Raw genomic sequence first — 25,673 nt, 5'->3', positions numbered from 1 at the left:
GCGATCAGCCGATTCCGGGGATGAGGGAGATGAGCAGGTCGATGAGCTTGATGCCGATGAACGGGGCGATCAGGCCGCCGAGCCCGTAGATCCCCAGGTTGCGGCGGAGCATCTTGTCGGCGCTGGTCGGCCGGTAGCGCACGCCCTTGAGGGCGAGCGGCACCAGCGCGATGATGATCAGCGCGTTGAAGATGACCGCCGAGAGGATCGCGGACTGGGGCGAGGACAGGTTCATGATGTTGAGCTTGTCCAGGCCCGGGTGGACGACGGCGAACATCGCGGGGATGATCGCGAAGTACTTCGCCACGTCGTTGGCGATCGAGAAGGTCGTGAGCGCACCCCTGGTGATCAGGAGTTGCTTGCCGATCTCGACGATCTCGATGAGCTTGGTCGGGTTGGAGTCCAGGTCCACCATGTTCCCGGCCTCCTTGGCGGCCGAGGTGCCGGTGTTCATGGCCACGCCGACGTCCGCCTGGGCGAGCGCGGGTGCGTCGTTGGTGCCGTCGCCGGTCATCGCGACGAGCTTGCCGCCGGCCTGCTCGCGTTTGATCAGCGCCATCTTGTCCTCGGGGGTGGCCTCGGCAAGGAAGTCGTCCACGCCGGCCTCCTGCGCGATGGCACGCGCGGTCAGCGGGTTGTCACCCGTGATCATGACCGTCTTGATGCCCATGCGGCGCAGCTCGTCGAACCGCTCCCGCATGCCGTCCTTGACGACGTCCTTGAGGTGGATGACCCCCAGGACCCGGGCGCCCTTGTCGTCCTCGACCGCGACGAGCAGCGGCGTGCCGCCGGCCTGGGAAATCCGGTCGGTGAGCGTCTGCGCGTCCGGGGAGACACTGCCGCCCCGCTCCTTCACCCAGGCCACGACCGATCCGGTCGCGCCCTTGCGTACCTTGCGCCCGGCGCCGTTTTCGACCAGGTCGACGCCCGACATGCGGGTCTGGGCGGTGAAGGGTACCCAGTCGGCGCCCTCGAGCTCGCCCTGGTGGCGCTCGCGCAGGCCGTACTTCTCCTTCGCCAGGACGACGATCGAGCGGCCCTCGGGTGTTTCGTCGGCGAGTGAGGAGAGCTGGGCGGCGTCCGCCAGTGCGGCCTCGGTGGTGCCCTTGACCGGGACGAACTCGGCGGCCTGGCGGTTGCCGAGGGTGATCGTGCCGGTCTTGTCGAGCAGCAGCGTCGACACATCGCCCGCCGCCTCGACCGCACGACCGGACATCGCCAGGACGTTGCGCTGCACGAGCCGGTCCATTCCGGCGATCCCGATCGCGGACAGCAGCGCCCCGATGGTGGTCGGGATCAGACAGACCAGCAGAGCGGTCAGCACGATCATCGACTGCTCGGCCTTGGCGTAGATCGCGAACGGCTGCAGCGTGACGACCGCCAGCAGGAAGACGATCGTGAGCGACGCGAGCAGGATGTTCAGCGCGATCTCGTTCGGCGTCTTCTGCCGGGCCGCGCCCTCGACCAGAGCGATCATGCGGTCGATGAACGTCTCGCCCGGCTTCGTCGTGATCTTGACGACGATCCGGTCGGAGAGGACCTTCGTACCGCCGGTGACCGCGCTGCGGTCACCGCCCGACTCACGGATCACCGGAGCGGACTCACCGGTGATGGCCGACTCGTCGACCGACGCCACACCTTCGACGACGTCACCGTCGCCGGGGATGATGTCGCCCGCCTCACAGACCACCAGATCACCGATGCGCAGCTCGGTGCCCGGCACCCGCTCCTCGGTCGCGCCGGCCATGCGGCGCGCGACGGTGTCGGTCTTCGCCTTGCGCAGGGTGTCGGCCTGGGCCTTGCCGCGGCCCTCGGCCACCGCCTCCGCCAGGTTGGCGAAGATCGTGGTCAGCCACAGCCAGCCGGCTATCGCCCAGCCGAACCAGTCCGTCGGGTCCTTCAGCGCCAGCACGGTGGTGACGACCGAGCCGATCAGGACCACGAACATCACAGGCGACTTGACCATCACCCGCGGGTCGAGCTTGCGCATCGCGTCCGGGAAGGACTTCAGCAGCTGCCTGGGGTCGAACAGCCCCCCGCCCACACGTGCACTGTCGGGTTTGTGACCGGTGGGCACGTCGCTGTGCGGCGCCCGGGTCGAAGTGGCGGTGGACATGGAGCCGGGCTCCTCGAGCTTCTTGATGTCGGGACTCATGACGCGAGCCCTTCGGCGAGCGGACCCAGCGCCAGGGCCGGGAAGTAGGTCAGACCGGTGATGATCAGGATCGTGCCGACCAGCAGCCCGGTGAACAGCGGCTTCTCCGTGCGCAGGGTGCCCGCAGTGGCCGGGACGGGCTTCTGCTCGGCGAGCGAGCCGGCCAGCGCCAGGACGAACACCATCGGGAGGAACCGGCCGAGCAGCATCGCCAGACCGATGGTGGTGTTGAACCACTGCGTGTCCGCGTTCAGACCCGCGAACGCCGAGCCGTTGTTGTTGGCACCCGAGGTGTAGGCGTACAGGATCTCGGAGAAGCCGTGCGCCCCCGAGTTGGTCATCGACGTGACGGGAGTGGGCAGCGCCATCGCCGCGGCCGTGAAGCAGAGCACCAGCGCCGGGGTGATGAGGATGTAGCAGGCCGCCAGCTTTATCTCGCGGGTGCCGATCTTCTTGCCCAGATACTCCGGGGTGCGGCCGACCATCAGGCCCGCGATGAACACCGCGATGATCGCCATGATCAGCATGCCGTAGAGGCCGGAGCCCACACCGCCGGGCGCGATCTCGCCGAGCTGCATGCCCAGCATGGTGATACCGCCGCCGAAGCCGGTGAACGAGGAGTGGAAGGAATTGACCGCACCCGTCGAGGTGAGCGTGGTGGCCACCGCGAAGATCGACGAGCCGCCGATCCCGAAGCGGGTCTCCTTGCCCTCCATCGCACCGCCGGCGATGTCGAACGCCGGGCCGCCGTGATGGAACTCGGTCCACATCATCAGCGCCGTGAGGCCGATCCAGATCGCGCCCATCGCGGCGAGGATCGCGTACCCCTGCCTGAGGGAGCCGACCATCTTGCCGAACGTGCGGGTCAGCGCGAACGGGATCAGCAGGATCAGGAAGATCTCGAAGAGGTTCGAGAGCGGGTTCGGGTTCTCGAAGGGGTGGGCGGAGTTGGCATTGAAGTAGCCGCCGCCGTTGGTGCCCAGCTCCTTGATGGCCTCCTGCGAGGCGACCGCGCCGCCGTTCCACTGCTGGGTGCCGCCCGTGAACTGGCCGACCTCGTGGATGCCGGCGAAGTTCTGGATCGCACCGCACGCGACCAGCACGATCGCCCCGATCACCGAGACCGGGATCAGGATCCGGACGGTACCGCGCACCAGGTCGGACCAGAAGTTGCCGAGCTCACCGGTGCGGGAGCGGGCAAAACCCCGTACCAGAGCCACCGCGACAGCGATACCGACGGCGGCCGACACGAAGTTCTGCACCGCAAGGCCGCCGGTCTGCACGACATGGCCCATGGCCTGCTCGCCGTAGTACGACTGCCAGTTGGTGTTGGCGACAAAGGACGCGGCGGTGTTGAACGCCTGGTCCGGGTCGATCGAGGAGAAGCCGAGCGAACCGGGCAGGCTGCCCTGCATCCGCTGCAGCACGTAGAGGAAGAGGACGCCGACTGCCGAGAAGGCAAGGACACCGCGCAGATAGGCGGGCCAGCGCATCTCGGCGTTCGGGTTGGCGCCAATGGCCCGGTAGATCCACTTCTCGACCCGCAGATGCCTGGTCGAGGAGTAGACACCGGCCATGTAGTCGCCCAGTGGACGGTACGCCAGGGCAAGCGCGGCTATCAGCGCAAGCAGCTGGAGCACGCCGGCGAGGACGGGACTCATCTGCTCAGAACCTCTCCGGGTACACAAGGGCCAGGACGAGGTAACCCAGCAGGGCGGCGGCCACGATCAGGCCGACGATGTTCTCGGCACTCACAGCTTTGCCACCCCCTTGGCGATGAGGGCCACCAGCGCGAAAACCGCGATCGTGGTGACAGCGAAGGCCATGTCGGCCATCGCGTACTCCTAGAAGAGGTTCGGATTCTCGGACCTCTAGAGGAAACCTCGCTCCAGCGACTTTCCCTCGCCCGTTGACGGCTCTCTTACGGCCATGGGCGCGCCCTTGACGGCTCTCTTACGGGAGGGATCTGACCTGCGAAAAGGCCAGTGGGCCGCACTCCCGTAAGGGAGTACGGCCCACCGGCCCGGTTGTTTCCGGCCGCGGCGTCAGCGCACCTCGGTGATCTCGGGGCCGCGCTGCAGCTGTCCCATGCCTCCGGAGAAGCGGGACCCTTCCTGCTCCTCCTGCTGGACGCCCTCGGGCACCATCTGCGCGTCGTCCGGCAGCTTGAGGACGATCGGGTCGCGCGGCGCCATCGGCCCCTCGCCCCGTACGACGACGGTGTCCCGGAAGATCTGCTCCAGCAGTCCGGCGGCCTCCGGCTGCACGGCGCCCTGCCCGGAGATCACTCCACGCAGGAACCAGCGCGGCCCGTCGATGCCGACGAAGCGCACCAGCTGCACACCGCCCGTGCCGTCCGGCAGCTGCACGGGCACCTGGGCCCGCAGCTCCCAGCCCAGCGGACCCTCGACCTCGTCGATGATGCCGCCCTGCTGGGTGATGCCGGAGGCGATCTCCTCGCGGACCTCGCCCCAGATGCCTTCCTTCTTGGGCGCCGCGAAGGCCTGCAGCTGTACGGCGCTGTCGCGCAGTACGACGGTGGCGGCGACGATCGCGTCACCGGCGACCTCGACGCGCAGCTCCATGCCCTCGACTCCGGGCACGAACAGACCGCCCAGATCGACCCGGCCCTCGCCAGGCTTGGACACCTCGGAGACGTCCCAGGGGCCGTCGGGCCGGGGCGCCGGCGGAAGGTTCACCCGGCGGGGCGAGCCCTCCTCGTCAGCCTCGGCTGCCTCGTCGGAGTACTGAGCGTCACGCTCGTCGACGACCTGCCCGGCCTCGCCCGCTGCGTCCGCCGCGTCCTCGGCGGAACCACTCTTCTTGCGACGTCCGAACACGTCACTGTCCTTCCCGGTCGGATACGACCGAAGCGTATCGATTCCCACCCGTAGAGCCGTCCACAGCGGCATGACCGCCGGTGGACCCGAAGCCCCCCTCGGCCCGCGCAGAGCCGGGAAGCTCCGCCACCTCGTGGAAGCGCACCTTCTCGACCTGCTGGACGACCAGTTGGGCAATCCGGTCGAACCGATCGAACCGCACAGTCTCGCGCGGGTCGAGATTGACCACGATCACCTTGATCTCCCCACGGTACCCGGCATCCACCGTCCCCGGGGCATTCACCAGGGCCACTCCGCACCGGGCGGCGAGGCCCGAGCGGGGGTGTACGAAGGCCGCGTACCCGTCGGGCAGCGCGATGGACACTCCGGTGGGCAGTACGACCCGCTCGCCGGGCGCGAGTTCGGCAGCCTCGCAGGTCACCAGATCGGCGCCGGCGTCGCCGGGGTGCGCGTACGACGGCAGCGGCACCTCGGGGTCCACGCGACGGATCAGCACATCGACAGGGTCACGCATCAGGGGTTCACCTCGAAGGCGCGGGCGCGCCTGATCTGGTCGGGGTCGGCCATGGCGGCCTGGATCTCCTCCGGGCGGCCGTTGTCGATGAAGTGGTCGACTTTGACCTCGATGAACAGGGCGTCGGCGCGGACGGCGACGGGTCCCTCGGGGCCGCCGATCCGGCCGACTGCATGGGAGTAGATCTTGCGTCCGGCGACCGCGGTGACCTTGGCCTGCAGATGCAGCACGGTGTCCACGGGCACGGGTCGTACGAAGTCGGTCTCCAGCCGTCCTGTCACCGCGATCACCCGCAGCAGCCAGTTCAGCGAGCCGAGTGTCTCGTCCAGCGCAGTGGCGAGCACACCGCCGTGGGCCAGGCCGGGCGCACCCTGGTGGGCGGGCTTGACGGTGAACTCGGCGGTGACGCGTACGCCTTCGCCGGCCCGCGCCTCCAGGTGCAGCCCATGGGGCTGTCCCCCGCCGCAGCCGAAACAGTGCTCGTAGTGCGCGCCGAGGAGCTCACCGGGGGCCGGGGCCTCGGGATGCCGTACCGGCGCTGCGGCATCGGCCGGAGGGGTCAGAGCCGCGGCCCTGGCGGCGGGTCTGGGGCTGGGGGTCGCCCCCCGGGAGTTCGCAGTACTCACAGGCGCAGACCTTACCCGCGCGGCTACCCGCAGGTCGCACCGTGCCAAGCTTGGTTTCATGCAGCCTTCCGCCCCGCAGTACGCAGAACGCCTGACCGCGCCCCGTTCCTGGTGGCTCATCGCCGCCCTCGCGGGTCTCTCCGGCGGCCTCATGCTGCTGCCGCTGGGGACGCTGCCGATGCTCGGCGGGCTGATCGCGGCGGCCGCGCTGGCGGCTGTCCTGGTGAGTTCGTACGGCTCCGCCCGCATCCGGGTGGTAGCCGGCTCGCTGGTGGCGGGTGACGCCAGGATCCCGGTGTCGGCGCTCGGTGAGCCCGAGGTTCTGGATGCGGAGGAGGCGCGGGCCTGGCGCTCGCACAAGGCCGATCCGCGCGCCTTCATGCTGCTGCGCAGCTATATTCCGACGGCTCTGCGGGTCGAGATCACAGATCCGGCGGACCCGACTCCGTATGTGTATCTGTCGACCCGGGACCCGAAGGCGCTCGCAGCTGCCCTCACGGCGATCCGCGCGGCCTGACAGCCCTGGACCGGCCGCCCTCGACGGCGGGGCGCCGCGTCAGTACCCCAGCTCTCTGTGGTCATGGCCGGCCGCGCCCGTGTCCAGGGGGTTCTCCGGCTGCTCCAGCGGCGGGAGCGGGGGCAGGGCGTCCCACGGGACCTGCCTGCTGCGCAGGTCCTTGCGGATGCGGTCCGCGACCCTTCTGGTGTCCCGGCGGTTCATCACCGCGCCGACGGCCGCGCCGACCAGGAACGGGATCAGGGTCGGCAGATTGCGGACCGTGCGCTTGATGATCTGCTGCCGCAGTTCGCGCTTGAGCTGGCCGCCGAGTGCGGCGTTGACCGTCACCGGCTTGGCCACGTCGATACCGCGCTCCTCCGACCAGGACGTCAGATACGCGGTGCTGCGGTCCATGAGATTGCCGGGCGGTCGTATCCCGTAGACCTCGTGGAGCTCGGCGACGAGCTTCAGCTCGATCGCGGCGACGCTGACGATCTCCGTGGCCAGCTCGGCCGGCATCGCGGGGGGCACGGGCAGCATCGCGGCAGCGCCGATCCCCGCACCCACCGTGGAGGTGGCGTTCGCCGCGCCCGCGACCAGCTTGTCGGCAAGCTGCTCGGGAGCGAGGCCGGGGAACTGCCTGCGCAGGGTCGCCAGATCGCGCACCGGTACGCGTGGTGCGTTCTCCATGATCCGGTCGGCGATGTGGGTGAGCGCCGCTCTGGCGCTCTCACCGCTCCACCGGATGCCCTTTCTGACGACGGCCAGGCCTGGGGTCCTGGTCGGGGACCCTGCCTGACCGACTCCGTCGAGCGAGGCCGGCAGGCCTCGCTCGCCGTCATCAACCGTGCCGTGGTGCAGCAGGGCGGCCGAGTGCTCGGCAGACGCCTTCGCGTCCGGTGCCGGGCCCGTACCGCCCTGGTGCGCCTCCGACGGCTCCTGACGCCGAAAACGCCGCTTCCTGGACGGTGTTTCGCCTGCCACGGCCGACTCGACCTTTCAGTCGCAGTCGCGGCAGATCGGCTGACCGTTCTTCTCGCGGGCCAGCTGGCTCCTGTGGTGCACCAGGAAGCAGCTCATGCAGGTGAACTCATCGGCCTGCCGGGGCAGCACACGAACGGACAGCTCCTCGTTGGAGAGGTCCGCTCCGGGCAGCTCCAGGCCTTCAGCCTGCTCGAATTCGTCGACGTCGACGGCCGAGGTCGTCTTGTCGTTCCGGCGGGCCTTCAGTTCCTCAAGGCTGTCCGAATCGACGTCGTCGTCGGTCTTGCGTGGGGTGTCGTAGTCCGTTGCCATGTCGCTCTCCCCCTCTGGGTATCTGCGGTGTCTCCAGCGCACGTAACGCGTGAGAGGCCGGACTTGTGCCCGACCCGAGGCGGAGATTTTGCCTCACATCAAGGTCTGTTACTCAATCGACACCCAACCGGACCCCTCAAGAGTGATCGAGTTGGATGGCGATCGGGACCGTACACGGTCCGAATGTCGCACTTCACGGGCGCCACCCCGTGTACTTCCCGTGATCTCGACCCCCGGAAACCCGGACTTTTCCCGGCTTTCCGGCAAGAGTCTTGATCACGGAGAGTAGATGGCCTGAAATTCGCCTCTGTGATCGATGCCACACGGGCCTCTCGGGTACGAGTCCCGAAAATTCCGCGTAAAGCGAACGGAGCGAATTTTTGTGATTCGCACCGCTCAGCATCTCAGACCGGGAGGGTGACACGCATCACGAGGCCGCCGCCCTCACGAGGCTCCGCGATGATACGGCCTCCGTGGGCCCGCGCCACCGATCGGGCGATCGAAAGGCCCAGGCCGACGCCCTTGTCACTGCCCGTCCGCTCCTGCCGCAGCCGCCTGAACGGCTCGAAGAGGTTGTCGATCTCGTATGCGGGAACCACTGGTCCTGTGTTCGAGACCACAAGGAGCGCCTGGCTCTGCTGGGTCTCCGTGCTGACATGCACCCACCCGCCTTCCGGGATGTTGTAGCGCACTGCGTTCTGCACCAGGTTCAGGGCGATCCGCTCCAGCAGGACGCCATTGCCCTGCACCACGGCCGGTGCCCGCTCCCCGCGGATCTCCACGCCCTTCGCCTCGGCCTCGCCGCGGGCCTGGTCGACGGCGCGCGTGGCGACCTCGGCCAGATCCACCGGCTTGCGCTCGACGATCTGGTTGTCGCTGCGGGCGAGCAGCAGCAGGCCCTCCACCAGCTGCTCGCTGCGCTCGTTGGTGGCCAGCAGGGTCTTGCCGAGCTGCTGGAGCTCCACGGGCGCCCCGGGATCGGAGAGGTGGACCTCCAGCAGCGTGCGGTTGATCGCGAGCGGCGTACGCAGCTCGTGCGAGGCGTTCGCGACGAACCGCTGCTGCGCGGTGAAGGCCCGCTCCAGACGGTCCAGCATCTCGTCGAAGGTGTCCGAGAGCTCCTTGAGCTCGTCGTCCGGACCGTCCAGCTCGATCCGCCGGGAGAGATCGGACCCGGCCACCTGGCGGGCGGTACGGGTGATCTTCCCGAGCGGCGAGAGGACCCGGCCCGCCATGGCGTAACCGAAGGCGAAGGCGATGATGCTGAGGCCGAGCAGCGCGAAGAGCGAGCGGCGCAGCAGATCGTCCAGCGCCATCTCGCGCTGATGCTGGAGGCAGGCGGTCACGTCCCGGGTGAACTCCGGGCCGGTCGCCTGCTGGGGCAGCTGACACCAGTCGGTGGTGGGCTGCACCTTGGCCGTGACGATCTCGAAGGGCAGCTCGCCGTTGGCACTGAGCGCCTGTGCGGTGAGCAGATAAATGATCGACAGCAGCAGGATGCCCGCGATCAGGAACATCCCGCCGTACAGCAGCGTGAGCCTTATCCGGATGGTCGGTCGCAGCCAGGGGCGGACCGGATCGCGCGGATCCCAGGTCGGTTTCGGTGGCGCCTCGGGGGGCGCCGGGGCAGCGGCCACCGGGTCAGATCCGGTAGCCGGAGCCGGGCACGGTGACGATCACCGGCGGCTCGCCGAGCTTGCGGCGCAGGGTCATCACCGTCACGCGGACGACATTGGTGAACGGGTCGGTGTTCTCGTCCCAGGCCTTCTCCAGGAGCTGCTCGGCCGAGACGACCGCGCCCTCGCTGCGCATCAGGACCTCCAGGACCGCGAACTCCTTGGGGGCGAGCTGGATCTCCTTGCCCTCGCGGAGGACCTCGCGGCGGTTGGGGTCGAGCTTGATGCCGGCGCGCTCCAGGACGGGCGGCAGCGGCACGGTCGTACGGCGGCCGAGTGCCCGCACCCGGGCGGTGAGCTCGCTGAACGCGAAGGGCTTGGGGAGGTAGTCGTCCGCGCCGAGCTCGAGCCCCTCCACGCGGTCGCTGACGTCGCCCGAGGCGGTCAGCATCAGCACCCGGGTCGGCATGCCCAGCTCGACGATCCTGCGGCAGACGTCGTCGCCGTGGACCAGGGGAAGGTCGCGGTCCAGCACGACCACGTCATAGTCGTTGACCCCGATACGTTCCAGCGCGGCGGCGCCGTCGTACACGACGTCGACGGCCATGGCCTCCCGGCGCAGTCCGGTGGCCACCGCATCGGCGAGCAGCTGCTCGTCCTCGACGACGAGTACGCGCACGTCGTGTTCCTTCCTGTGAGCCCGTCATCCGTGATCAGGGCAGGTCTGCAGCACTGGCTGTGCGCGTCCATCCTGCCCGTTACGCGCGTAAACCGGCTGTAAGGCGGAGGGGGCGGGGGGCCACCCCGGGAATTCATCTGATTCCCGGGCCACTTGAGGTTTCTCTGAGGGAAGGCGGGGGGAGGACGTCTGTACACCCGCGATCACGCCCTGTATGTGGCGCACCACGACCTGTTCCAGGGTTGATCGACTTCTCCCCTTGCCTGCGGCAGGGGGGACCCGAGGCACACCCCCGTGCCACCGACCCACGCCGAGGGGGCGCACATGGACGCTTTCACCGCAGGACTGCTGCAGCGCATAAAGGCCGCCGAGACCGACCTCACGCTGGCTCGTGAGACGGGCGACGACTTCCTGGCGGATGTCGAGCAGGCTGAGCTGGACGACCTGCACCGGCTGGCCGCCGAGCACGGTGTGCACGTCGGCGCCGTGTAGCTCCGGATCGTACGAGCAGGGCCCCGACGCCGCGGGACGGCGCCGGGGCTCGCTCATTTTGCGGATCTTGCCGCTTTGCGGATCGGTCATTCCGTGGATCGGTCCGTCACCGGGGCGCCGGAGCGGATGTCGACGGTCGACCGTGCTCCGGGTCGGGCTCAGTCGTGCCAGGCGCCGAACTCCTCGAGAAGGGCCTGCAGCGGCTCGAAGACACCCGGCGTCGCCGCGACCGTCAGGTCACCGTTCGCGGGCTCGCCGGGGCGGCCGCCCGTCAGCGCCCCCGCCTCACGGGCGATCAGGTCGCCCGCCGCGAGGTCCCAGGCGTGGAGTCCGCGCTCGTAGTAGCCGTCCAGCCGGCCCGCGGCGACGTCGCAGAGGTCGACGGCCGCCGAGCCGCTGCGCCGGATGTCGCGCAGACGTGGGATGAGCCGCTGGGCGACGTCCGCCTGGTGGGTGCGTACGGTCGCGACATAGTTGAAGCCGGTCGAGACCAGGGCCTGGTCCAGCGGGGGCGCGGGGCGGCAGTGGAGAGGCCGGTCGCCCGCATACGCGCCGCCGCCGAGCACCGCTCGGTAGGTCTCACGGCGCATCGGGGCCTCCACCACCCCCACGAGCGTCACGCCGTCCCGCTCGGCGGCGATGGAGACCGCCCAGGTCGGCAGACCGTACAGATAGTTGACGGTGCCGTCGAGCGGGTCGATGACCCAGCGGACGCCGCTGGTGCCGGCCGTGGAGGCGCCTTCCTCACCGAGAAGGCCGTCGTCGGGGCGGCGCTCGGCCAGGAAGGCGGTGATCAGCTTCTCCGCCGCGATGTCCATCTCGGTGACGACGTCGATGGGACTGGACTTGGTCGCGGCCACGCCCAGGTCGTCCGGCCGGCCGTCCCGCAGCAGCTCCCCGGCCCGGCGGGCCGCCTCCAGGGCGAGGGGGAGGAGTTCGGACGTCAGAGGGTCGGTCACAGGGTCTCCTGGCTGTACGGGCGGTGGGTACGGGCCTTCAGTACGGACTGTCGGCACCGGCGGCCGCGGGCTTGGGCGCCCGGGCCGGACAGCAGCCGACCGGGCAGAGGTCGTGGCTGGGGCCGAGCGCCCCGAGCACGCAGCGCTCGACGTGCACGTCCCGCTCGGCGGCCGCGCGCTCCAGGAGGAGGTCCCTGACCGCCGCGGCGAACCGCGGATCCGCGCCCACGGTGGCGGCACGCCGCACCGGCAGTCCGAGCTCCGCGGCCTTGGCCGTGGCCTCCGTGTCGAGGTCGTACAGGACCTCCATGTGGTCCGAGACGAAGCCGATGGGAACCATCACGACCGCGGGCGCGCCCGCGCCGTGCAGCTCCTCCAGGTGGTCACAGATGTCCGGCTCCAGCCACGGGATGTGGGAGGCGCCGCTGCGGGACTGGTAGACGAGCTCCCAGGGGTGCTCGAGGCCGGTCTGCTCGCGGACGGCGTCGGCGATCAGCCGGGCCACGTCCAGGTGCTCGCGGACGTACGCTCCGCCCTCTCCGTGCTCCCCGGCCGGGCCCGACGCGTCGGCCGCCGAGGTCGGAATGGAGTGCGTGGTGAAGGCCAGATGCGCCCCCGCCCGCACCTCGTCGGGCAGCTCCGCCAGGGACTTCAGGACGCCGTCGATCATGGGGCGCACGAAGCCGGGGTGGTTGAAGTAGTGCCGCAGCTTGTCCACGCGCGGCAGCTCGAGCCCCTCCGCCTCCAGCGTGGCCAGCGCCTCGGCGAGGTTCTCGCGGTACTGGCGGCAGCCCGAGTAGGAGGCGTACGCGCTGGTAGCGAGGACGGCGATGCGCCGGTGGCCGTCCGAGGTCATCTGGCGCAGTGTGCCGGTCAGATACGGAGCCCAGTTGCGGTTGCCCCAGTACACCGGCAGGTCCAGGCCGTGCTCGGCGAAGTCCTTGCGCAGGGCGTCGAGCAGCGCGCGGTTCTGGTCGTTGATGGGGCTGACGCCGCCGAACAGGAAGTAGTGCTGACCCACCTCCTTGAGCCGTTCCTTGGGGATGCCGCGGCCGCGCGTCACGTTCTCCAGGAACGGGACGACGTCGTCCGGGCCCTCGGGGCCGCCGAAGGACAGCAGCAACAGGGCGTCGTAGGGGGCGGGATCGCGCTGATCGGACATGGTTCAGATCCTGCCACCCTTCCCCCCGCCCGCGGCGCGGAGACCCCTGCTCCGGCAGCCCGTGCCGCGGCGTGAATATGCGGTGCGCCGCACACACGTCCGGCCGTAAGCTGTCCCAGCCAGTACATGCCTTACGGAGCCTGCCTCGAGACATCGCTCCAGTACGGAGCGTCTCTTGCCCAGCCCCTACAGAGCGATCTTCGCCGCCCCCGGCACCGCACGGTTCTCCGCCGCGGGCTTCCTCGGCCGGATGCCGCTGTCCATGATGGGCATCGGCATCGTGACCATGATTTCCCAGCTCACCGGGCGGTACGGCCTGGCCGGCGCGCTGGCGGCGACCCTCGCCCTGTCGGCGGCCGTCCTCGGCCCGCAGATATCCCGGCTCGTCGACCGGCACGGTCAGCGGCGCGTGCTGCGCCCGGCCACCCTGGTCTCGATGGCCGCCGTCGCGGGCCTGCTGATCTGCGCCCAGCAGTCCGCCCCCGACTGGACGCTCTTCGTCTTCACCGCGTGCGCCGGCAGCGTGCCGAGCGTGGGCGCGATGACCCGCGCCCGCTGGGCCGAGATCTACCAGGGCTCACCGCGCGAGCTGCACACCGCGTACGCGTTCGAGTCGATCGCCGACGAGGTGTGCTTCATCTTCGGCCCGATCATCTCCATCGGGCTCTCCACCATCCTGTTCCCGGAGGCGGGACCGCTGCTCGCCGGAGCGTTCCTGGTCGCCGGCGTCTTCTGGCTCACCGCCCAGCGCGCCACCGAGCCCGTACCGCATCCGCGCGAGCAGCACAACGGCGGCTCCGCGCTCCGCTCCCCCGGACTCCAGGTGCTGGTGGCGACGTTCGTCGCGACCGGCGCGATCTTCGGCGGCGTCGACGTCGTCACGGTGGCCTTCGCTGAGGAGCAGGGCCACAAGGCCGCGGCGAGCCTGGTGCTCGCGGTGTACGCCCTCGGCTCCTGCCTCGCCGGAGCGGTCTTCGGGCTGCTCCACCTCAAGGGCGACCCTGCGCGCAGGTGGGTGCTGGGTGTGTGTGCGATGGCCGTGAGTATGATCCCCCTCCAACTGGCCGGGAACCTGCCGTTCCTGGCCGTGGCGCTCTTTGTCGCGGGCCTCTCCATCGCACCGACGATGGTGACCACGATGGCCCTCGTCGAAGCGCACGTACCGCGCACCAAACTGACCGAGGGAATGACCTGGACCGGTACCGGGCTCGCGGTCGGAGTGGCGCTCGGCGCCTCGGCCGCCGGCTGGGTGGTCGACGCGCATGGGGCGGCAGCAGGGTACGCGGTGCCCGTCACGGCGGGAGCGCTCGCGGCCGCGGTGGCGTTCCTCGGGTACCGCCGGCTGCGCAGCAGGCCGGTGCCGACGCGGGAGGGGCAGCGTGAACGGGACCACCAGGACGGGCAGCAGCACGTGGCATAACTGGGCGGGCAATGTGAGCGCCCGTCCGGTACGGGAGGTCTCGCCGGCCTCGGCCGGCGAGGTCGCCGACGCCGTACGGAAGGCGGCCGAGGACGGCCTCAGGGTGAAGACGGTCGGGACGGGCCACTCCTTCACCGCCATCGCCGCGGCCGACGGGCTGCTGATCCGGCCCGATCTGCTCACCGGCATCCGGGACATCGACCGTACGGCGATGACCGTGACCGTGGAGTCGGGCACTCCGCTGAAGCGGCTGAACGCGGCCCTCGCCCGTGAGGGCCTTTCGCTCACGAACATGGGCGACATCATGGATCAGACGGTCGCGGGCGCGACCTCAACCGGCACGCACGGCACGGGCCGCGACTCGGCCTCAACAGCCGCCCAGATCAAGGCCCTTGAGCTGGTCACGGCGGACGGCTCGCTGCTCACCTGCTCCGAGAAGGAGAATCCGGAGGTCTTCGCGGCCGCACGCATCGGGCTCGGCGCGCTGGGCGTGGTCACCGCGATCACCTTCGCCGTGGAGCCGATCTTCCTTCTGACGGCGCGTGAGGAACCGATGACCTTCGAGAGGGTCACGGCCGAGTTCGACGCGCTGCACGCCGAGAACGAGCACTTCGAGTTCTACTGGTTCCCGCACACCGGCAACTGCAACACCAAGCGCAACAACCGCAGCCAGGGCCCGGCCGCGCCACCCGGAGCGGTCGCCGGCTGGATCGAGGACGAGCTCCTTTCCAACGGGCTCTTCCAGGTGGTCAATTCGCTGGGCCGGGCCGTGCCCGCGACGATTCCCGCCATTGCCAAGATCTCCAGCCGCGCCCTGTCGGCCCGTACGTACACGGACATCCCCTACAAGGTGTTCACCTCTCCGCGCCGGGTCCGGTTCGTGGAGATGGAGTACGCGCTGCCGCGGGAGGCCGCGGTCGCCGCGCTGCGCGAGGTGAGGGCGATGATCGAGCGCTCGCCGCTGCGGGTCAGCTTCCCGGTGGAGGTGCGTACGGCTCCGGCCGACGACGTCGCGCTCTCCACGGCGTCGGGGCGGGAGAGCGCGTACATCGCCGTGCACATGTACCGGGGCACGCCGTACCGCTCGTACTTCACCGCGGTAGAGCGGATCATGACCGCCCACGGTGGCCGGCCGCACTGGGGAAAGGTGCATACGCGGGACGCGGAGTACTTCGCCGAGGTCTATCCGAGGTTCGGTGAGTTCACGGCGTTGCGGGACCGGCTGGATCCGGAGCGGCTGTTCGGCAACGACTATCTGCGGCGGGTTCTGGGCGCCTAGAGGACAGTGCCCGGGGCGGTCACGGCGACGGGGTGTCGGGGGCCGAGCCTCCGGTGGAGCCGGACGGTGCCGGCGCCGGGGTGGATGGAGGCTTCGAGGGGTCGCCGCCGGTGGACGTCGAGGGGTCGGGGGCCGGGTCGGTGGACCCGGTATCGGAGTCCGGGTCCGAACCGGTGTCCGGGGAGCGGCCGCTGCCGGTACCGGGTGGCTGCTCCTGCTCCTGCTCCCTCTGCTGATCCTGATCCTGCCCCTGTTCCTGGCTCTCTTCCCCGTTCTGCTTCCGGTCCTGCTCCCGGTCGTGTCCCGGTGTCTGCGAAGGGGTGGCCGGCGGTTGGAACTTCCCGCCGCCGCCCCGCACCACCGAGGTCAGGGTCGTCCCCTTGCCGCCGCTGAGGTCGGAGCCCGAGGCCAGTTCGTACCCGGTGACACCGATCATGGTGACGCCGAAGACGACGGCCGCGGCGATCACGGGGCGCTTCCAGCCCCGGACCCGGGTGCCGTGTGTGGTGGCCTCGCCGAACTCCTGGCCGGCACCGGCCATCGGCACCTGGACCTGGACCTGCCGGCCCTTCGGTTTCGGCTTCGCCTGGACCGTGACGTCGCGTATCTGCTCGCCCGTACGGCGGAAGAAGTGCTGGAACACCGAACCGCCGCAGGTGGCCACCACGCTGACGACGCCGGCGCCGATGATGGTCCCGTAGACACCGAGTCTGGAGGCGAGCACCGCCGCCGCGATGGCCGCCAGCGCACTTCCCGCGACCTGCGGAAGGCTGAGATCCAGCCGCTTCTTCTCCGGTTCCTGCAGTTTTGTAGTGCCGTCCGGCTTCTGATGCATCTCCAGCCCCTGCTTACCCATCTGTCCCACTGTGCACCAGGTAGGGACATGTGAGCGAAGCCAATAGTTCCGATTCTGTCGGTTCTGTGAAGCAGAACACCCGGTCACCTGCGACGAGGCCTCAACTCCCCTCCCCCTGGAGAAGTTCGGCGGCGCGGCGGTCCACCCTCATGGCCCGAATGGAGTACTGTGGCGAGCCCTGGGCCCGGCCTCCCTCTCGGATGTCCGGACCCCAGGTAGGGGGCCGAAAGCGGCGCTCGATCCGGCGGCGCCGCGGTACCGCACGGGTATCCGATGCGGAGGGTGACCGTCGGTCACGCAGAGCCGCAAACAGGTAACCGTGCCATAACGGCGATCCAGGGCCCTGTGCCCGACACGCCGGGGAACTCGGCAAGGTTGTGGCAGGCTGCACCCGGGCAGGCCACACTCGACTAGCGGAAGCAGCGACGCACGTGACGTCGGCAGGCACCACCCGGGAGGTCCCCATGCCCGAACTGCGTGTCGTGGCCGTCTCCAACGACGGCACACGACTGGTGCTCAAGGCTGCGGACAGCACGGAGTACACGCTTCCGATCGATGAACGGCTGCGCGCTGCCGTTCGCAATGACCGCGCCCGCCTCGGACAGATCGAGATCGAGGTGGAGAGCCACCTCCGCCCCCGCGACATCCAGGCCCGTATACGTGCCGGAGCCTCCGCGGAAGAGGTCGCGCAGATGGCCGGGATCCCGGTCGACCGCGTGCGCCGATTCGAGGGCCCTGTGCTCGCGGAGCGCGCCTTCATGGCGGAGCGGGCCCGCAAGACTCCCGTACGCCGTCCCGGCGAGAACACCGGACCGCAGCTCGGCGAGGCGGTACAGGAGCGGCTGACGCTGCGCGGCGCCGAGAAGGACACCGTGCAGTGGGACTCCTGGCGCCGTGACGACGGCACCTGGGAGGTGCTGCTGGTCTACCGGGTGGCGGGCGAACCGCACTCGGCGAGCTGGACGTACGACCCGCCGCGGCGGCTCGTCCAGGCCGTCGACGACGAGGCGCGTGCGCTCATCGGCGAGACCGACGACACGATCGCGACGCAGGAGCCGAGCTTCCCGTTCGTACCGCGCATCGCACGGCTGCCCAGGGACCGGCCGCTGGACCGGGCCCTGGACCGCCAGTTGGAGCGCCCGACCGCACCGACGCCCCCGGCCGAGCCGGAGGAGAACAGCAGCGAGCGGGACTCCCTGACCAGCCTGCTGGAGGCGGTGCCGAGCTTCCGGGGCGACATGGTCGTGCCCGAGCGGCCGACGCCCACGGAACCGCCGTCCACCGAACCGGTGCAGGAGCCCGAGGCGGAGGAGCCGGTTGCCCCGGCGGCCTCGGCGGGCGCCGGGTCGGCGTACGCGGATGTGCTGATGCCGCGGTCGGTGGCCGGTCACCGCGACCGGCTGACGGGCACGACGGACCGGCAGGCCGAAGCGGACGGCGTCCGCCCCGGCCGCCGCGCGGCGGTACCGAGCTGGGACGAGATCGTCTTCGGCACGCGCCGCAAGAAGCAGGAGTAGCGGGCGCGACCCGCGGCGCAAGGGGCCCGGCACCGATGACGGTGCTGGGCCCCTTGCGCCGCGGGCTGCGTGCGGGGAGTTCGTCCGAGAACGGCTCCTCCACGCCGCACCCGGACGAACCGGCGTGCGTCAGCCCGGCTGTGAACCTGTCGCCACCGGGCGGGAGTCGGTCGACGACCACTGCGACCAGGAGCCCGCGTACAGCGCCGGGGTGAAACCGGCGATCTCCAGGGCCAGGGCCTCGTGGGCCGCGGAGACGCCCGAGCCGCAGTAGACGCCCACCGTCTCGGTGGCCTCTGAGGCCCCCCGCTCGAAGAAGCGTGCGGCGAGAGCCTCGGCCGGCAGGAAGCGGCCTTCCTTGTCCACGTTCTCCGTGGTCGGCGCCGAGACCGCGCCCGGGATGTGGCCGGCCACCCGGTCGATCGGTTCCACGTCGCCGCGGTAGCGCTCCGCCGCCCGCGCGTCCAGCAGCAGGCCCGCGCGGGCCTGTGCGGCCGCCCCGTCCGCGTCCAGCAGCGGCAGCGCGCCCGGCGCGGGAGCGAACGTGCCCTCGGCGGGCACGGGGATCTCGCTCTCCAGAGGACCGGTCCATGCCGCGAGGCCGCCGTCCAGAACCCGTACGTCCGCATGGCCTGTCCAGCGCAACAGCCACCAGGCGCGGGCCGCGGCCCAGCCCTGGCCGCCGTCGTACACCACCACGGAGGAATCGGCGGACACCCCGGCTCGGCGCATCACCGCGCCGAACGCCTCCGGCTCGGGCAGGGGGTGCCGGCCGCCGGCGCCGGGCGGAGACGCCAGTTCCGCGTCCAGGTCGACAAAGACCGCTCCGGGGAGGTGACCGGCCTCGTACGCGGGCCGTCCGTGTGGCCCGCCGAGCTGCCAGCGGATGTCAAGAAGGACCGGAGGACGGGGTCCGGCCAGCGCGCTCGCGAGTTCGGCGGCAGTGATGATGGGCTTCATGTGAGCCATCCTCGCGCAGGTACCCACTGGCCGGTTAACGCCTCCCAAATGGCCGGGAAACACCAAAACGGGCATCCTCACGCGGGAACACGCCAAATCCGGCGCGGCCGGGGCGCGTCGGAGGCCAGGTGGTGCAAGCATCTGCACGGAGCGTTCCTCACGACGGCGCGCATCCGGTCCCCCCGCACGGCCACCACGATGGTCCGAGGAGAGAGTGACGATGACCGAGGCGACTCGGCACACACCCGGCACACCCTGCTGGGTGAGCTTGATGGTGCACGGCCTTGACGCGACGCAGGACTTCTACGGAGCGCTGTTCGGCTGGGAGTTCTCGCCCGGCCCTCAACAGCTGGGCCCGTACGTCCGCGCGCTGCTCGACGGCAAGGAGGTCGCCGGCATCGGCCGGCTCCCGGCCGACCGGCATCTGCCGATCGCCTGGACGCCGTACATGGCGACCAACGACGCGGATGTGACGGCCGAGGCGATCAGGAGTGCCTGCGGCACGGTAGCGGTCGGCCCGCTGGACGCGGGAGAGGCGGGCCGGCTGCTCGTAGGGTCCGATCCGGCAGGCGCGGTCTTCGGTGTCTGGCAGCCCGCCGCGCACCGCGGCACCGCGGTGTACGGCACCCATGGCACCCCCGCCTGGAATGAGCTGCTGACGCGGGACACCTCGTCCGTCGGCAAGTTCTACGAGGCGGTCTTCGGTTACGAGCTGGAGACGGCCGTCTCGGCCGACTTCGACCATCTGACGCTGTGCCTGGAGGGCCGCCCGGTGGCCGCCCTCCGCGGCGTGGGCAACGCGCTGCCGCGCGACCGGGGCTCGCACTGGATGACCTCCTTCGAGGTCGAGGACACCGACGAGGCCGCGCGCCGGGTGGTGGCGCTCGGCGGGCATGTGCTGCAGACGCCCAGGGAGAGCTCACGGGGGCGGCTGGCGACCGTCGCGGACCCGGAGGGCGCGGTGTTCACGATCGTACGGTCGGCCGCTCGCTGATCCCGGGGACCTCGGAGACCTCGAGGTCCTCGGGGTCCTCCACCGGCAGGACGTCCGGAGAGAGGGCCGCCGCGCGGGCGGTGGCGGCCGTCATCCGCCGCCGGTGGTGACGCCGGCACAGCACCTCGTAGCCGATCTCGTCCGGCGCCCAGGTCGACGACCATCACCCCACCGACCGAACCATGTCCATCAGGGCAAGGACGTCTCTGGCTTCGCCCTCGTCGAACGGGAGCTCCGCCAGGTCCGTGCGTAACTTCGTTGCCGGCGAACCGCGCTACTCCCGAGTCAGCCGCTGCTGTGGAGAAGTTGGTCGTTGACGGGCGAGGCGGAACTGGCGGCTCTTGAGGTAATGAGGTTCCGGTACCTGTTTCCCGAGGTCCGGTGTGCTGGGTGCTCGCGTACGGAACCATGGTCGTGTTGCTCAAGTCCTTTGTTGTGCACGGCAGATGGACCCTCACACGGGCAAGATGGCAGGAGTGGTGTGGTGGCGGCGTTTGCCCCGTTGGCTTCGGGGGACCCGGAACAGGTCGGCCGCTACCGGCTGGCGGGGCGGCTGGGCCAGGGAGGCATGGGCCGGGTGTACCTGGCCCGGTCGCCGAGCGGACGCATGGTCGCGGTGAAGGTTGTGCGGGCCGTCTTGGCGGACGACCCGGGGTTCCGGCGGCGGTTCGTTCGGGAAGTGGCAGCGGCGCGCCGGGTAACGGGCTTCTTCACCGCCGCAGTCGTCGACGCCGCCCCGGAGGGCCGCCCGGCATGGCTGGCCACCGAGTACGTCCCCGGGCTGTCCCTGGCAGACGCGCTGGCCGAGCACGGGGCCTGGCCGGAGCGCTCGGTACGACAGCTGGGGGCTGCGCTGGCCGAGGCGCTGGAAGCCATCCACCGCGCAGGCGTGGTGCACCGGGATCTCAAACCGTCGAACGTACTGCTGGCGGCGGACGGACCCCGGGTGATCGACTTCGGGATCTCGGTGGCGGCCGAGGACACCCTGCTCACAGAGACGGGCGTGGTGATCGGCACCCCCGGGTTCATCCCGCCCGAGCAGCTGCGTGGCGAGAAGACCGGCCCGGCCGCTGACGTATTCGCTCTGGGTGCGGTGCTGGCGTACACCGCGGCAGGCACCGGCCCGTTCGGTAGCGGCGCGGGACATGCGGTGAACTACCGGGTCATGCACGAGGAGCCCGAGCTGGGCGGCCTGCCGTCCGGGCTCGCCGAGGTGACGGCCCGGTGCCTGGCAAAGAACCCGGACAATCGGCCCGCAATACCAGAGCTGCTGAAAGAGCTGGCGCAGGTCCCGGGCAACCGGCCGGACGGCCAGTTCACGGAGGTCGACTGGCTACCCGGACCAGTGGCCGATGCGATCGTCCGTATCCAGGCCGCCCCGCTGCCGGACGCCGCTGCGCCCGCCCAGGAGGAGAGGGCCACCCCCGAGCCCGCTCCTGCGGCCACCCCGCCCGCGGCGGAGCCCTCTGACGAATCTGCCGTTGCACCACCTGCCCCCAGCGGCCGGAATCGTCTGACCCGGCGCCGCGTTCTGGTGGGCCTCGCCGTCACCGCGGCCCTCGCCATCGTCACGACGACAGCACTCCTGAACGGCTTCGGGCCCGGCGAGGACGAGAAGCCTCGCAGCGCCCCGAAGGTGAAACAGCTGTGGTCCCGCCCGTTGGACGGCGGGCTGACACTGGGTGCTGTGGCGGACGGCGCGGTCTACCTCAGCAGCGATGCCGGAGGCACCCTGCGGGCCCTGGACGCCAGGGACGGCAGCCGGCTGTGGCAGAGGCAAGCGGAAGGGAACGACACGAATGTCACCTCTGCCTCCGGTGGGACGCTCTACTACATCAGCGACCGTTCCCTGTACGCCGCGGACGCGGACAGCGGCGAGACACGCTGGAAGGCCAAAAGCATCCTGACCGTCCCTGCCACCCTCGACGACGCGGCGTACTCCGTCATCCTGAGCTACCTGATGGCCCAGGACCTCGGCACCGGCAAGATCCTGTGGACGTACGACCTCGGCGAGGGGGCAAGAGAGGGGGAATTCGCCGTTGCCGGCAGCAGGGCCTACGCCCATGGCGACCAGGAGCTGTACGCCGTGAACACCGGCACCGGCAAGAAGCAGTGGACGTTCGAGGCCGACAGCGCCCTGATCACGACTCCGGCCGTGGCAGGCAGCACGGTCTACTGCGGTGGCCGGGACGGCACCCTGTACGCCGTCGACGCCCGGACCGGCAAGGAGGTGTGGCGGCGCGGCTTCGACGGGAAGCTGTGGAACCCCCGGATCGCGAGCGGGGCGGACACCCCGGTCGTGGCCGATGGGATCGTCTACTTCGAGGACGGCGACCGACTGCGCGCCGTCTCGCTGGTGAACTAGCCCTCAAGGAGCGAGGGTGCTGCGGAGCGACGTACCCGGTGATCTGACACCGGTCGGAGCGCGCACCTGCGAGGCCGACGCCAAGTCGTGGGCGTAGCAGGGAAATCGGACACGTCGATCCCGTGCCGTGCACGGGACAGTGAGGGGAGTGACGGGTGGCGGCGTTCGCACCGCTGGAGGCAGGAGACCCCAGTCAGGCCGGCCCGTACGGGATCGTCGGCAGGCTCGGCTCGGGTGGCATGGGCCGGGTGTACCTGGCCCGGTCGCCGGGTGGACGGACGGTCGCGGTGAAAATCATCCGCGAGGAGCTCGCGGACGACCCCACGTTCCGGCGACGGTTCGCCCGCGAGGTCCAAGCCGCACGGCGCGTCACGGGCTTCTTCACCGCCGCCGTGCTCGACGCCGCCCCGGAGGCCGACCCGCCGTGGCTCGCCACCGCCTACGTGCCCGGCCTGTCCCTGAGCGAAGCGGTCGCCGCACGTGGCGCCTGGCCGGAGCAACCGGTGTTGGCACTGGGCACCGCGCTGGCCGAGGCACTGGAGGCCATCCACAGCGCCGAGGTGGTGCACCGCGACCTGAAACCCTCGAACGTGCTGCTCGCCGCCGACGGCCCACGGGTGATCGATTTCGGGATCTCGGTGGCCGCCGACGACACCAAACTCACCCTCACCGGCACCGCCGTCGGCACCCCCGGCTACATGCCGCCCGAGCAACTCGTGGGCAAAGACGTCGGGCCCGCCGGCGACGTGTTCGCCCTCGGCGCGGTCCTGGCGTACGCGGTGACCGGGACCGGGCCGTTCGCAGGCGGCTCCGCGCACGGCGTGAACTACCGGGTCGTCCACGAGGAACCCGACCTCAGCCGCGTGCCGGCCCGACTCGCGGACGTCGTGGCCCAGTGCCTCGCCAAGGATCCACAGCAACGCCCGTCGGTGCCGGGACTGGTCGAGGAACTGGGCCAGTTGTCGGCGGCCTGCCCGACGGCAGGTGTGTTCAGCGGTTCGGGCTGGCTTCCCGCATCGGTGGCCATCGACATCACCCGCATTCAGGCGGCGCCGCTGCCGGAGACGGCCACCGGCACCGTACCCCTCAAAGCGCCCCCTGCCGACGCCCCACCCGCCGCCACTGATCAGTCCCCAGCCGGTGCCGTGCCCCGAACCGCCATCGCCACCGCGGTAGTCGGGGCCGCCCCAACTGCCGGGCTCCCCGCGTCGCCTCCTCAGCCGGTTTCCGTCGGCCGACTGCTGGGCCTGCCCCGGCGCCACGCCCTGATCGGCCTCGCCGTCGCCGCGGTCCTGGCGGTCCTCGCCGCCACGCTGCTCCTGCCCGACGGCCTCCTCGACGGGGACCGGCGCAATACCCAGAACAAGGGATCTGCTGCTCCGGCAACGGAGCTGGCGTTCGAAGAGCTGTGGTCCTACGAGAAAGACCCCGCCGGCCCACCAGTGATCGTCGACGGGAAGGTCTACTTCGGCGACCATGGCGGCACGCTGCACGCCCTCGACACCGACAGCGGCACCCCGGTGTGGAAGTACGGCGGGCTGAAGGGGGCACGACCCGTCACCATTGCCGACGGGGTTGTCTATGCCTTCAGCGGCAACTCAGGCGCGCTGCACTCCGTGGACGCGGACACCGGTGACAGACGGTGGAGTTTCAAGATCGACGACGCCTCAACCGGCGCTGCTCCCAAGGGAACCGACTACCTGTTCACCAATGTCGCTGTTGCCAAGGGAACTGTCTACCTACTCACCAACCCCTGGCCGACGGGTCGGCCTGCCCTGTACGCGCTGGACGCCGGGACCGGCAAGGAGCTGTGGAATCACCCTGTCGACCGCGGCCTGTCGACCGCGCTCACCGTGGCAGACGGAGTCATCTACTGCGGCCTCGGAGGGAAAGACTACGAGAACTACCTCTACGCCCTGGATGCGGACACCGGCGACCAGCTGTGGCGGATCAAGACCGGCGGCAGCAACAGAGGCAAAGTGACCTCCCTCTCGGTCGCCGGGAGCACCGTCTACTTCGGCAGTGAGGAGGGCACGTTCTACGCCGCAGACGCAACAAACGGCGAAGTGCGCTGGAAGTACCGGTCGGAATCCGAAGACGCGGAATGGACCGACCCGCCCCTCGTCTCCGACGGCGTCGTCTACGCCAGCGTCAAGGACCGATTCGACTCCGACGAAAACCCTGGCCGCGTGTACGCGTTCACCGCCAACTCCGGCAAACGGCTGTGGGAACACGGAACGACTGGCGCAGCCTCGCCACCTGTACTCACCGGCGGCGCGGTCCACTTCAGCGACGCCGGTACCCTGCAGGCCCTGGACCCCCGCACCGGCACATCCCTGGGAGACGCCCCCCTGACCACCGGCACGGACCCGCTCCTCACCGTCTCCGGCGACCGCGCCTACTTCGACGGCGGAGACGAACGTTTGCACGCGGGGAGGATCTCCCTGACCAGAGACTGAGCGCCCTCGTCCCAGCTGAGGAGACCGTGACACCGCTGCTCATGTGAGGGTGTCGGGGGCTGGATGATCGGAAGCTGTGCGTAGCCGCCGCTCCGCCGGTGAAGGACTCGGGGGCGAAACCCTCCACGCAATGAATGCCACAAGCGCGAGACGGCTCGGGTTCAGCACCACAGACTTGGATTCGCCAAGTCGGCCATGGGCGAGCATCTCACCGACCATCAGCAAGATCCAGCAGACGGCAGTCGATCGCCATCAAGTGGCCCGCAAGGTCCACCCATCACATCGGAACTCGCCTTCGTCGCAGGCGGACGTCAGGCGGAGGCGACCGGCAGCACATCAGGCGACAACGCCCCCGCCTGAGCCGCCGCACTCGTCATCCGTCTCCGGTGATGCCGTCGGCACAGCACCTCATACCCGACCTCCTCGGCCGGACGGTCCACGTCACCGACGACGACCTGCTCGCCCTCCACGACCATCACGCCACCCGCCGTGCGCGCGTTGTGAGTGGCTCGGGCGCCGCACCAGCACATCGCCTCCACCTGGAGCGTCTCGACCCGGTCCGCCAGCTCGATCAGCCGCTGCGAGCCCGGGAAGAGCTTGGTGCGGAAGTCCGTGGTGATGCCGAAGGCGAAGACGTCCAGGTCCAGGTCGTCCACGATGCGCGCCAGCTGATCGATCTGCTCGTGCGCGAGGAACTGCGCCTCGTCGACGATCACGTAGTCGACCTTGGAGCCCTGCGACATCTGGTCCACCAGGTACCCGTACAGATCCATACCGGGAGCCGCCTCGACCGCCTCGGTCACCAGACCGAGGCGTGAGGAAAGCTTTCCCTCCCCCGCCCGGTCGTCGCGCGTGAAGATCACACCCTGCAGGCCCCTCGCCGACCGGTTGTGCCCGATCTGGAGCGCCAGGGTGCTCTTTCCGCAGTCCATCGTTCCGGAGAAGAACACCAGCTCGGGCATGAGGAAGTGACGGCCTTTCGGAT

At 70.1% G+C, this 25,673-nt stretch carries 23 protein-coding genes and 1 pseudogene; 8 read left to right on the top strand and 16 right to left on the bottom strand.

Annotated elements, in window-relative coordinates; genetic code table 11:
• Positions 1-4 precede the first annotated feature (4 nt).
• The 6 genes from kdpB to OG883_RS08155 form a co-directional block, all read right to left on the bottom strand.
• Positions 5-2,155: a potassium-transporting ATPase subunit KdpB gene (kdpB, locus tag OG883_RS08180; protein WP_266536981.1), complete on the bottom strand. Its 2,151-nt coding sequence runs from the start codon at positions 2,153-2,155 to the stop codon at positions 5-7.
• A complete protein-coding gene (gene kdpA, locus OG883_RS08175) occupies positions 2,152-3,816 on the bottom strand; it encodes a potassium-transporting ATPase subunit KdpA (RefSeq protein ID WP_266536979.1) in 1,665 nt (554 codons plus the stop codon). Before kdpA ends, kdpB begins: the two co-directional genes overlap by 4 nt.
• 4 nt (positions 3,817-3,820) lie before the next feature.
• Entirely contained in the window at positions 3,821-3,910 is a 90-nt protein-coding gene (gene kdpF, locus OG883_RS08170; RefSeq protein WP_266536976.1) for a K(+)-transporting ATPase subunit F, read from the bottom strand.
• Positions 3,911-4,200: 290 nt separating this feature from the next.
• Entirely contained in the window at positions 4,201-4,995 is a 795-nt protein-coding gene (locus OG883_RS08165) for a DUF3710 domain-containing protein (RefSeq protein ID WP_266536974.1), read from the bottom strand.
• A 1-nt stretch (position 4,996) separates the two neighbouring features.
• A complete protein-coding gene (gene dut, locus OG883_RS08160) occupies positions 4,997-5,509 on the bottom strand; it encodes a dUTP diphosphatase (protein ID WP_266536972.1) in 513 nt (170 codons plus the stop codon).
• Positions 5,509-6,135, bottom strand: a complete 627-nt coding sequence (locus tag OG883_RS08155; RefSeq protein WP_266536969.1) for a PaaI family thioesterase — start codon at positions 6,133-6,135, stop codon at positions 5,509-5,511. The genes dut and OG883_RS08155 overlap by 1 nt, the downstream gene beginning before the upstream one ends.
• 58 nt (positions 6,136-6,193) lie before the next feature.
• On the opposite strand from OG883_RS08155, the gene OG883_RS08150 reads away from it, so the two are divergent.
• Positions 6,194-6,652: a DUF3093 domain-containing protein gene (locus OG883_RS08150; protein WP_266536967.1), complete on the top strand. Its 459-nt coding sequence runs from the start codon at positions 6,194-6,196 to the stop codon at positions 6,650-6,652.
• 39 nt (positions 6,653-6,691) lie between these two features.
• Here the strand turns inward: OG883_RS08150 and OG883_RS08145 are convergent, their stop codons facing one another.
• From OG883_RS08145 to OG883_RS08130, 4 genes are all read right to left on the bottom strand, one after another.
• Entirely contained in the window at positions 6,692-7,618 is a 927-nt protein-coding gene (locus OG883_RS08145) for a hypothetical protein (protein WP_266536964.1), read from the bottom strand.
• 15 nt (positions 7,619-7,633) lie between these two features.
• Complete coding sequence (locus OG883_RS08140) at positions 7,634-7,930, bottom strand: DUF4193 domain-containing protein (RefSeq protein ID WP_108153055.1); 297 nt, start codon at positions 7,928-7,930, stop codon at positions 7,634-7,636.
• Between the two features lie 404 nt (positions 7,931-8,334).
• A complete protein-coding gene (locus OG883_RS08135) occupies positions 8,335-9,567 on the bottom strand; it encodes a HAMP domain-containing sensor histidine kinase (protein ID WP_266536962.1) in 1,233 nt (410 codons plus the stop codon).
• 4 nt (positions 9,568-9,571) lie between these two features.
• On the bottom strand, positions 9,572-10,225 hold the full coding sequence (locus tag OG883_RS08130; protein ID WP_266536959.1) for a response regulator transcription factor: 654 nt from the start codon (positions 10,223-10,225) through the stop codon (positions 9,572-9,574).
• 324 nt (positions 10,226-10,549) lie between these two features.
• Between OG883_RS08130 and OG883_RS08125 the strand changes: the two genes are divergently transcribed.
• The gene (locus tag OG883_RS08125) at positions 10,550-10,717 is read left to right on the top strand and encodes a hypothetical protein (RefSeq protein WP_266536957.1); all 168 of its coding nucleotides are present in this window, start codon (positions 10,550-10,552) and stop codon (positions 10,715-10,717) included.
• Between the two features lie 158 nt (positions 10,718-10,875).
• Here the strand turns inward: OG883_RS08125 and OG883_RS08120 are convergent, their stop codons facing one another.
• Together OG883_RS08120 and OG883_RS08115 are read right to left on the bottom strand one after the other, a co-directional pair.
• Positions 10,876-11,676 (bottom strand): inositol monophosphatase family protein, encoded by an 801-nt coding sequence (locus tag OG883_RS08120; protein ID WP_266536955.1) that lies wholly within the window; start codon positions 11,674-11,676, stop codon positions 10,876-10,878.
• A 37-nt stretch (positions 11,677-11,713) separates the two neighbouring features.
• The gene (locus tag OG883_RS08115; RefSeq protein WP_266536952.1) at positions 11,714-12,838 is read right to left on the bottom strand and encodes a ferrochelatase; all 1,125 of its coding nucleotides are present in this window, start codon (positions 12,836-12,838) and stop codon (positions 11,714-11,716) included.
• A 175-nt stretch (positions 12,839-13,013) separates the two neighbouring features.
• Between OG883_RS08115 and OG883_RS08110 the strand changes: the two genes are divergently transcribed.
• Both OG883_RS08110 and OG883_RS08105 read left to right on the top strand, forming a co-directional pair.
• Positions 13,014-14,258 carry an MFS transporter gene (locus OG883_RS08110; RefSeq protein WP_266536949.1) on the top strand — a complete coding sequence of 415 codons (1,245 nt, stop codon included), beginning with the start codon at positions 13,014-13,016 and terminating at the stop codon, positions 14,256-14,258.
• Complete coding sequence (locus tag OG883_RS08105) at positions 14,218-15,537, top strand: D-arabinono-1,4-lactone oxidase (RefSeq protein WP_266536946.1); 1,320 nt, start codon at positions 14,218-14,220, stop codon at positions 15,535-15,537. Before OG883_RS08110 ends, OG883_RS08105 begins: the two co-directional genes overlap by 41 nt.
• Positions 15,538-15,556: 19 nt before the next feature.
• Here the strand turns inward: OG883_RS08105 and OG883_RS08100 are convergent, their stop codons facing one another.
• Entirely contained in the window at positions 15,557-16,393 is an 837-nt protein-coding gene (locus OG883_RS08100; RefSeq protein WP_266536943.1) for a hypothetical protein, read from the bottom strand.
• 464 nt (positions 16,394-16,857) lie between these two features.
• Between OG883_RS08100 and sepH the strand changes: the two genes are divergently transcribed.
• Complete coding sequence (gene sepH / locus OG883_RS08095) at positions 16,858-17,910, top strand: septation protein SepH (RefSeq protein WP_266536940.1); 1,053 nt, start codon at positions 16,858-16,860, stop codon at positions 17,908-17,910.
• 129 nt (positions 17,911-18,039) lie between these two features.
• Here the strand turns inward: sepH and OG883_RS08090 are convergent, their stop codons facing one another.
• A complete protein-coding gene (locus OG883_RS08090; protein WP_266536937.1) occupies positions 18,040-18,870 on the bottom strand; it encodes a sulfurtransferase in 831 nt (276 codons plus the stop codon).
• Between the two features lie 220 nt (positions 18,871-19,090).
• Between OG883_RS08090 and OG883_RS08085 the strand changes: the two genes are divergently transcribed.
• Positions 19,091-19,864, top strand: a complete 774-nt coding sequence (locus OG883_RS08085; RefSeq protein WP_266536935.1) for a VOC family protein — start codon at positions 19,091-19,093, stop codon at positions 19,862-19,864.
• On the opposite strand, the pseudogene OG883_RS08080 reads toward OG883_RS08085, so the two are convergent.
• Positions 19,836-20,009 (bottom strand): annotated as a pseudogene (locus OG883_RS08080) (thymidine kinase); the annotation flags it as partial. The gene OG883_RS08085 and the pseudogene OG883_RS08080 overlap by 29 nt on opposite strands.
• A gap of 339 nt (positions 20,010-20,348) precedes the next feature.
• Between OG883_RS08080 and OG883_RS08075 the strand changes: the two are divergent.
• Both OG883_RS08075 and OG883_RS08070 read left to right on the top strand, forming a co-directional pair.
• Positions 20,349-22,229: a serine/threonine-protein kinase gene (locus OG883_RS08075; RefSeq protein WP_266536932.1), complete on the top strand. Its 1,881-nt coding sequence runs from the start codon at positions 20,349-20,351 to the stop codon at positions 22,227-22,229.
• Between the two features lie 155 nt (positions 22,230-22,384).
• Positions 22,385-24,688 (top strand): serine/threonine-protein kinase, encoded by a 2,304-nt coding sequence (locus OG883_RS08070; protein WP_266536929.1) that lies wholly within the window; start codon positions 22,385-22,387, stop codon positions 24,686-24,688.
• A gap of 311 nt (positions 24,689-24,999) precedes the next feature.
• Here the strand turns inward: OG883_RS08070 and OG883_RS08065 are convergent, their stop codons facing one another.
• Positions 25,000-25,650: a thymidine kinase gene (locus OG883_RS08065; RefSeq protein ID WP_266536928.1), complete on the bottom strand. Its 651-nt coding sequence runs from the start codon at positions 25,648-25,650 to the stop codon at positions 25,000-25,002.
• Between the last annotated feature and the right edge of the window lie 23 nt (positions 25,651-25,673).

This window comes from Streptomyces sp. NBC_01142, from assembly GCF_026341125.1.
Classification (GTDB): domain Bacteria; phylum Actinomycetota; class Actinomycetes; order Streptomycetales; family Streptomycetaceae; genus Streptomyces.
Note: the sequence above shows the minus strand (reverse complement) of the source record. Positions and strands in the feature narration are given on the sequence as shown.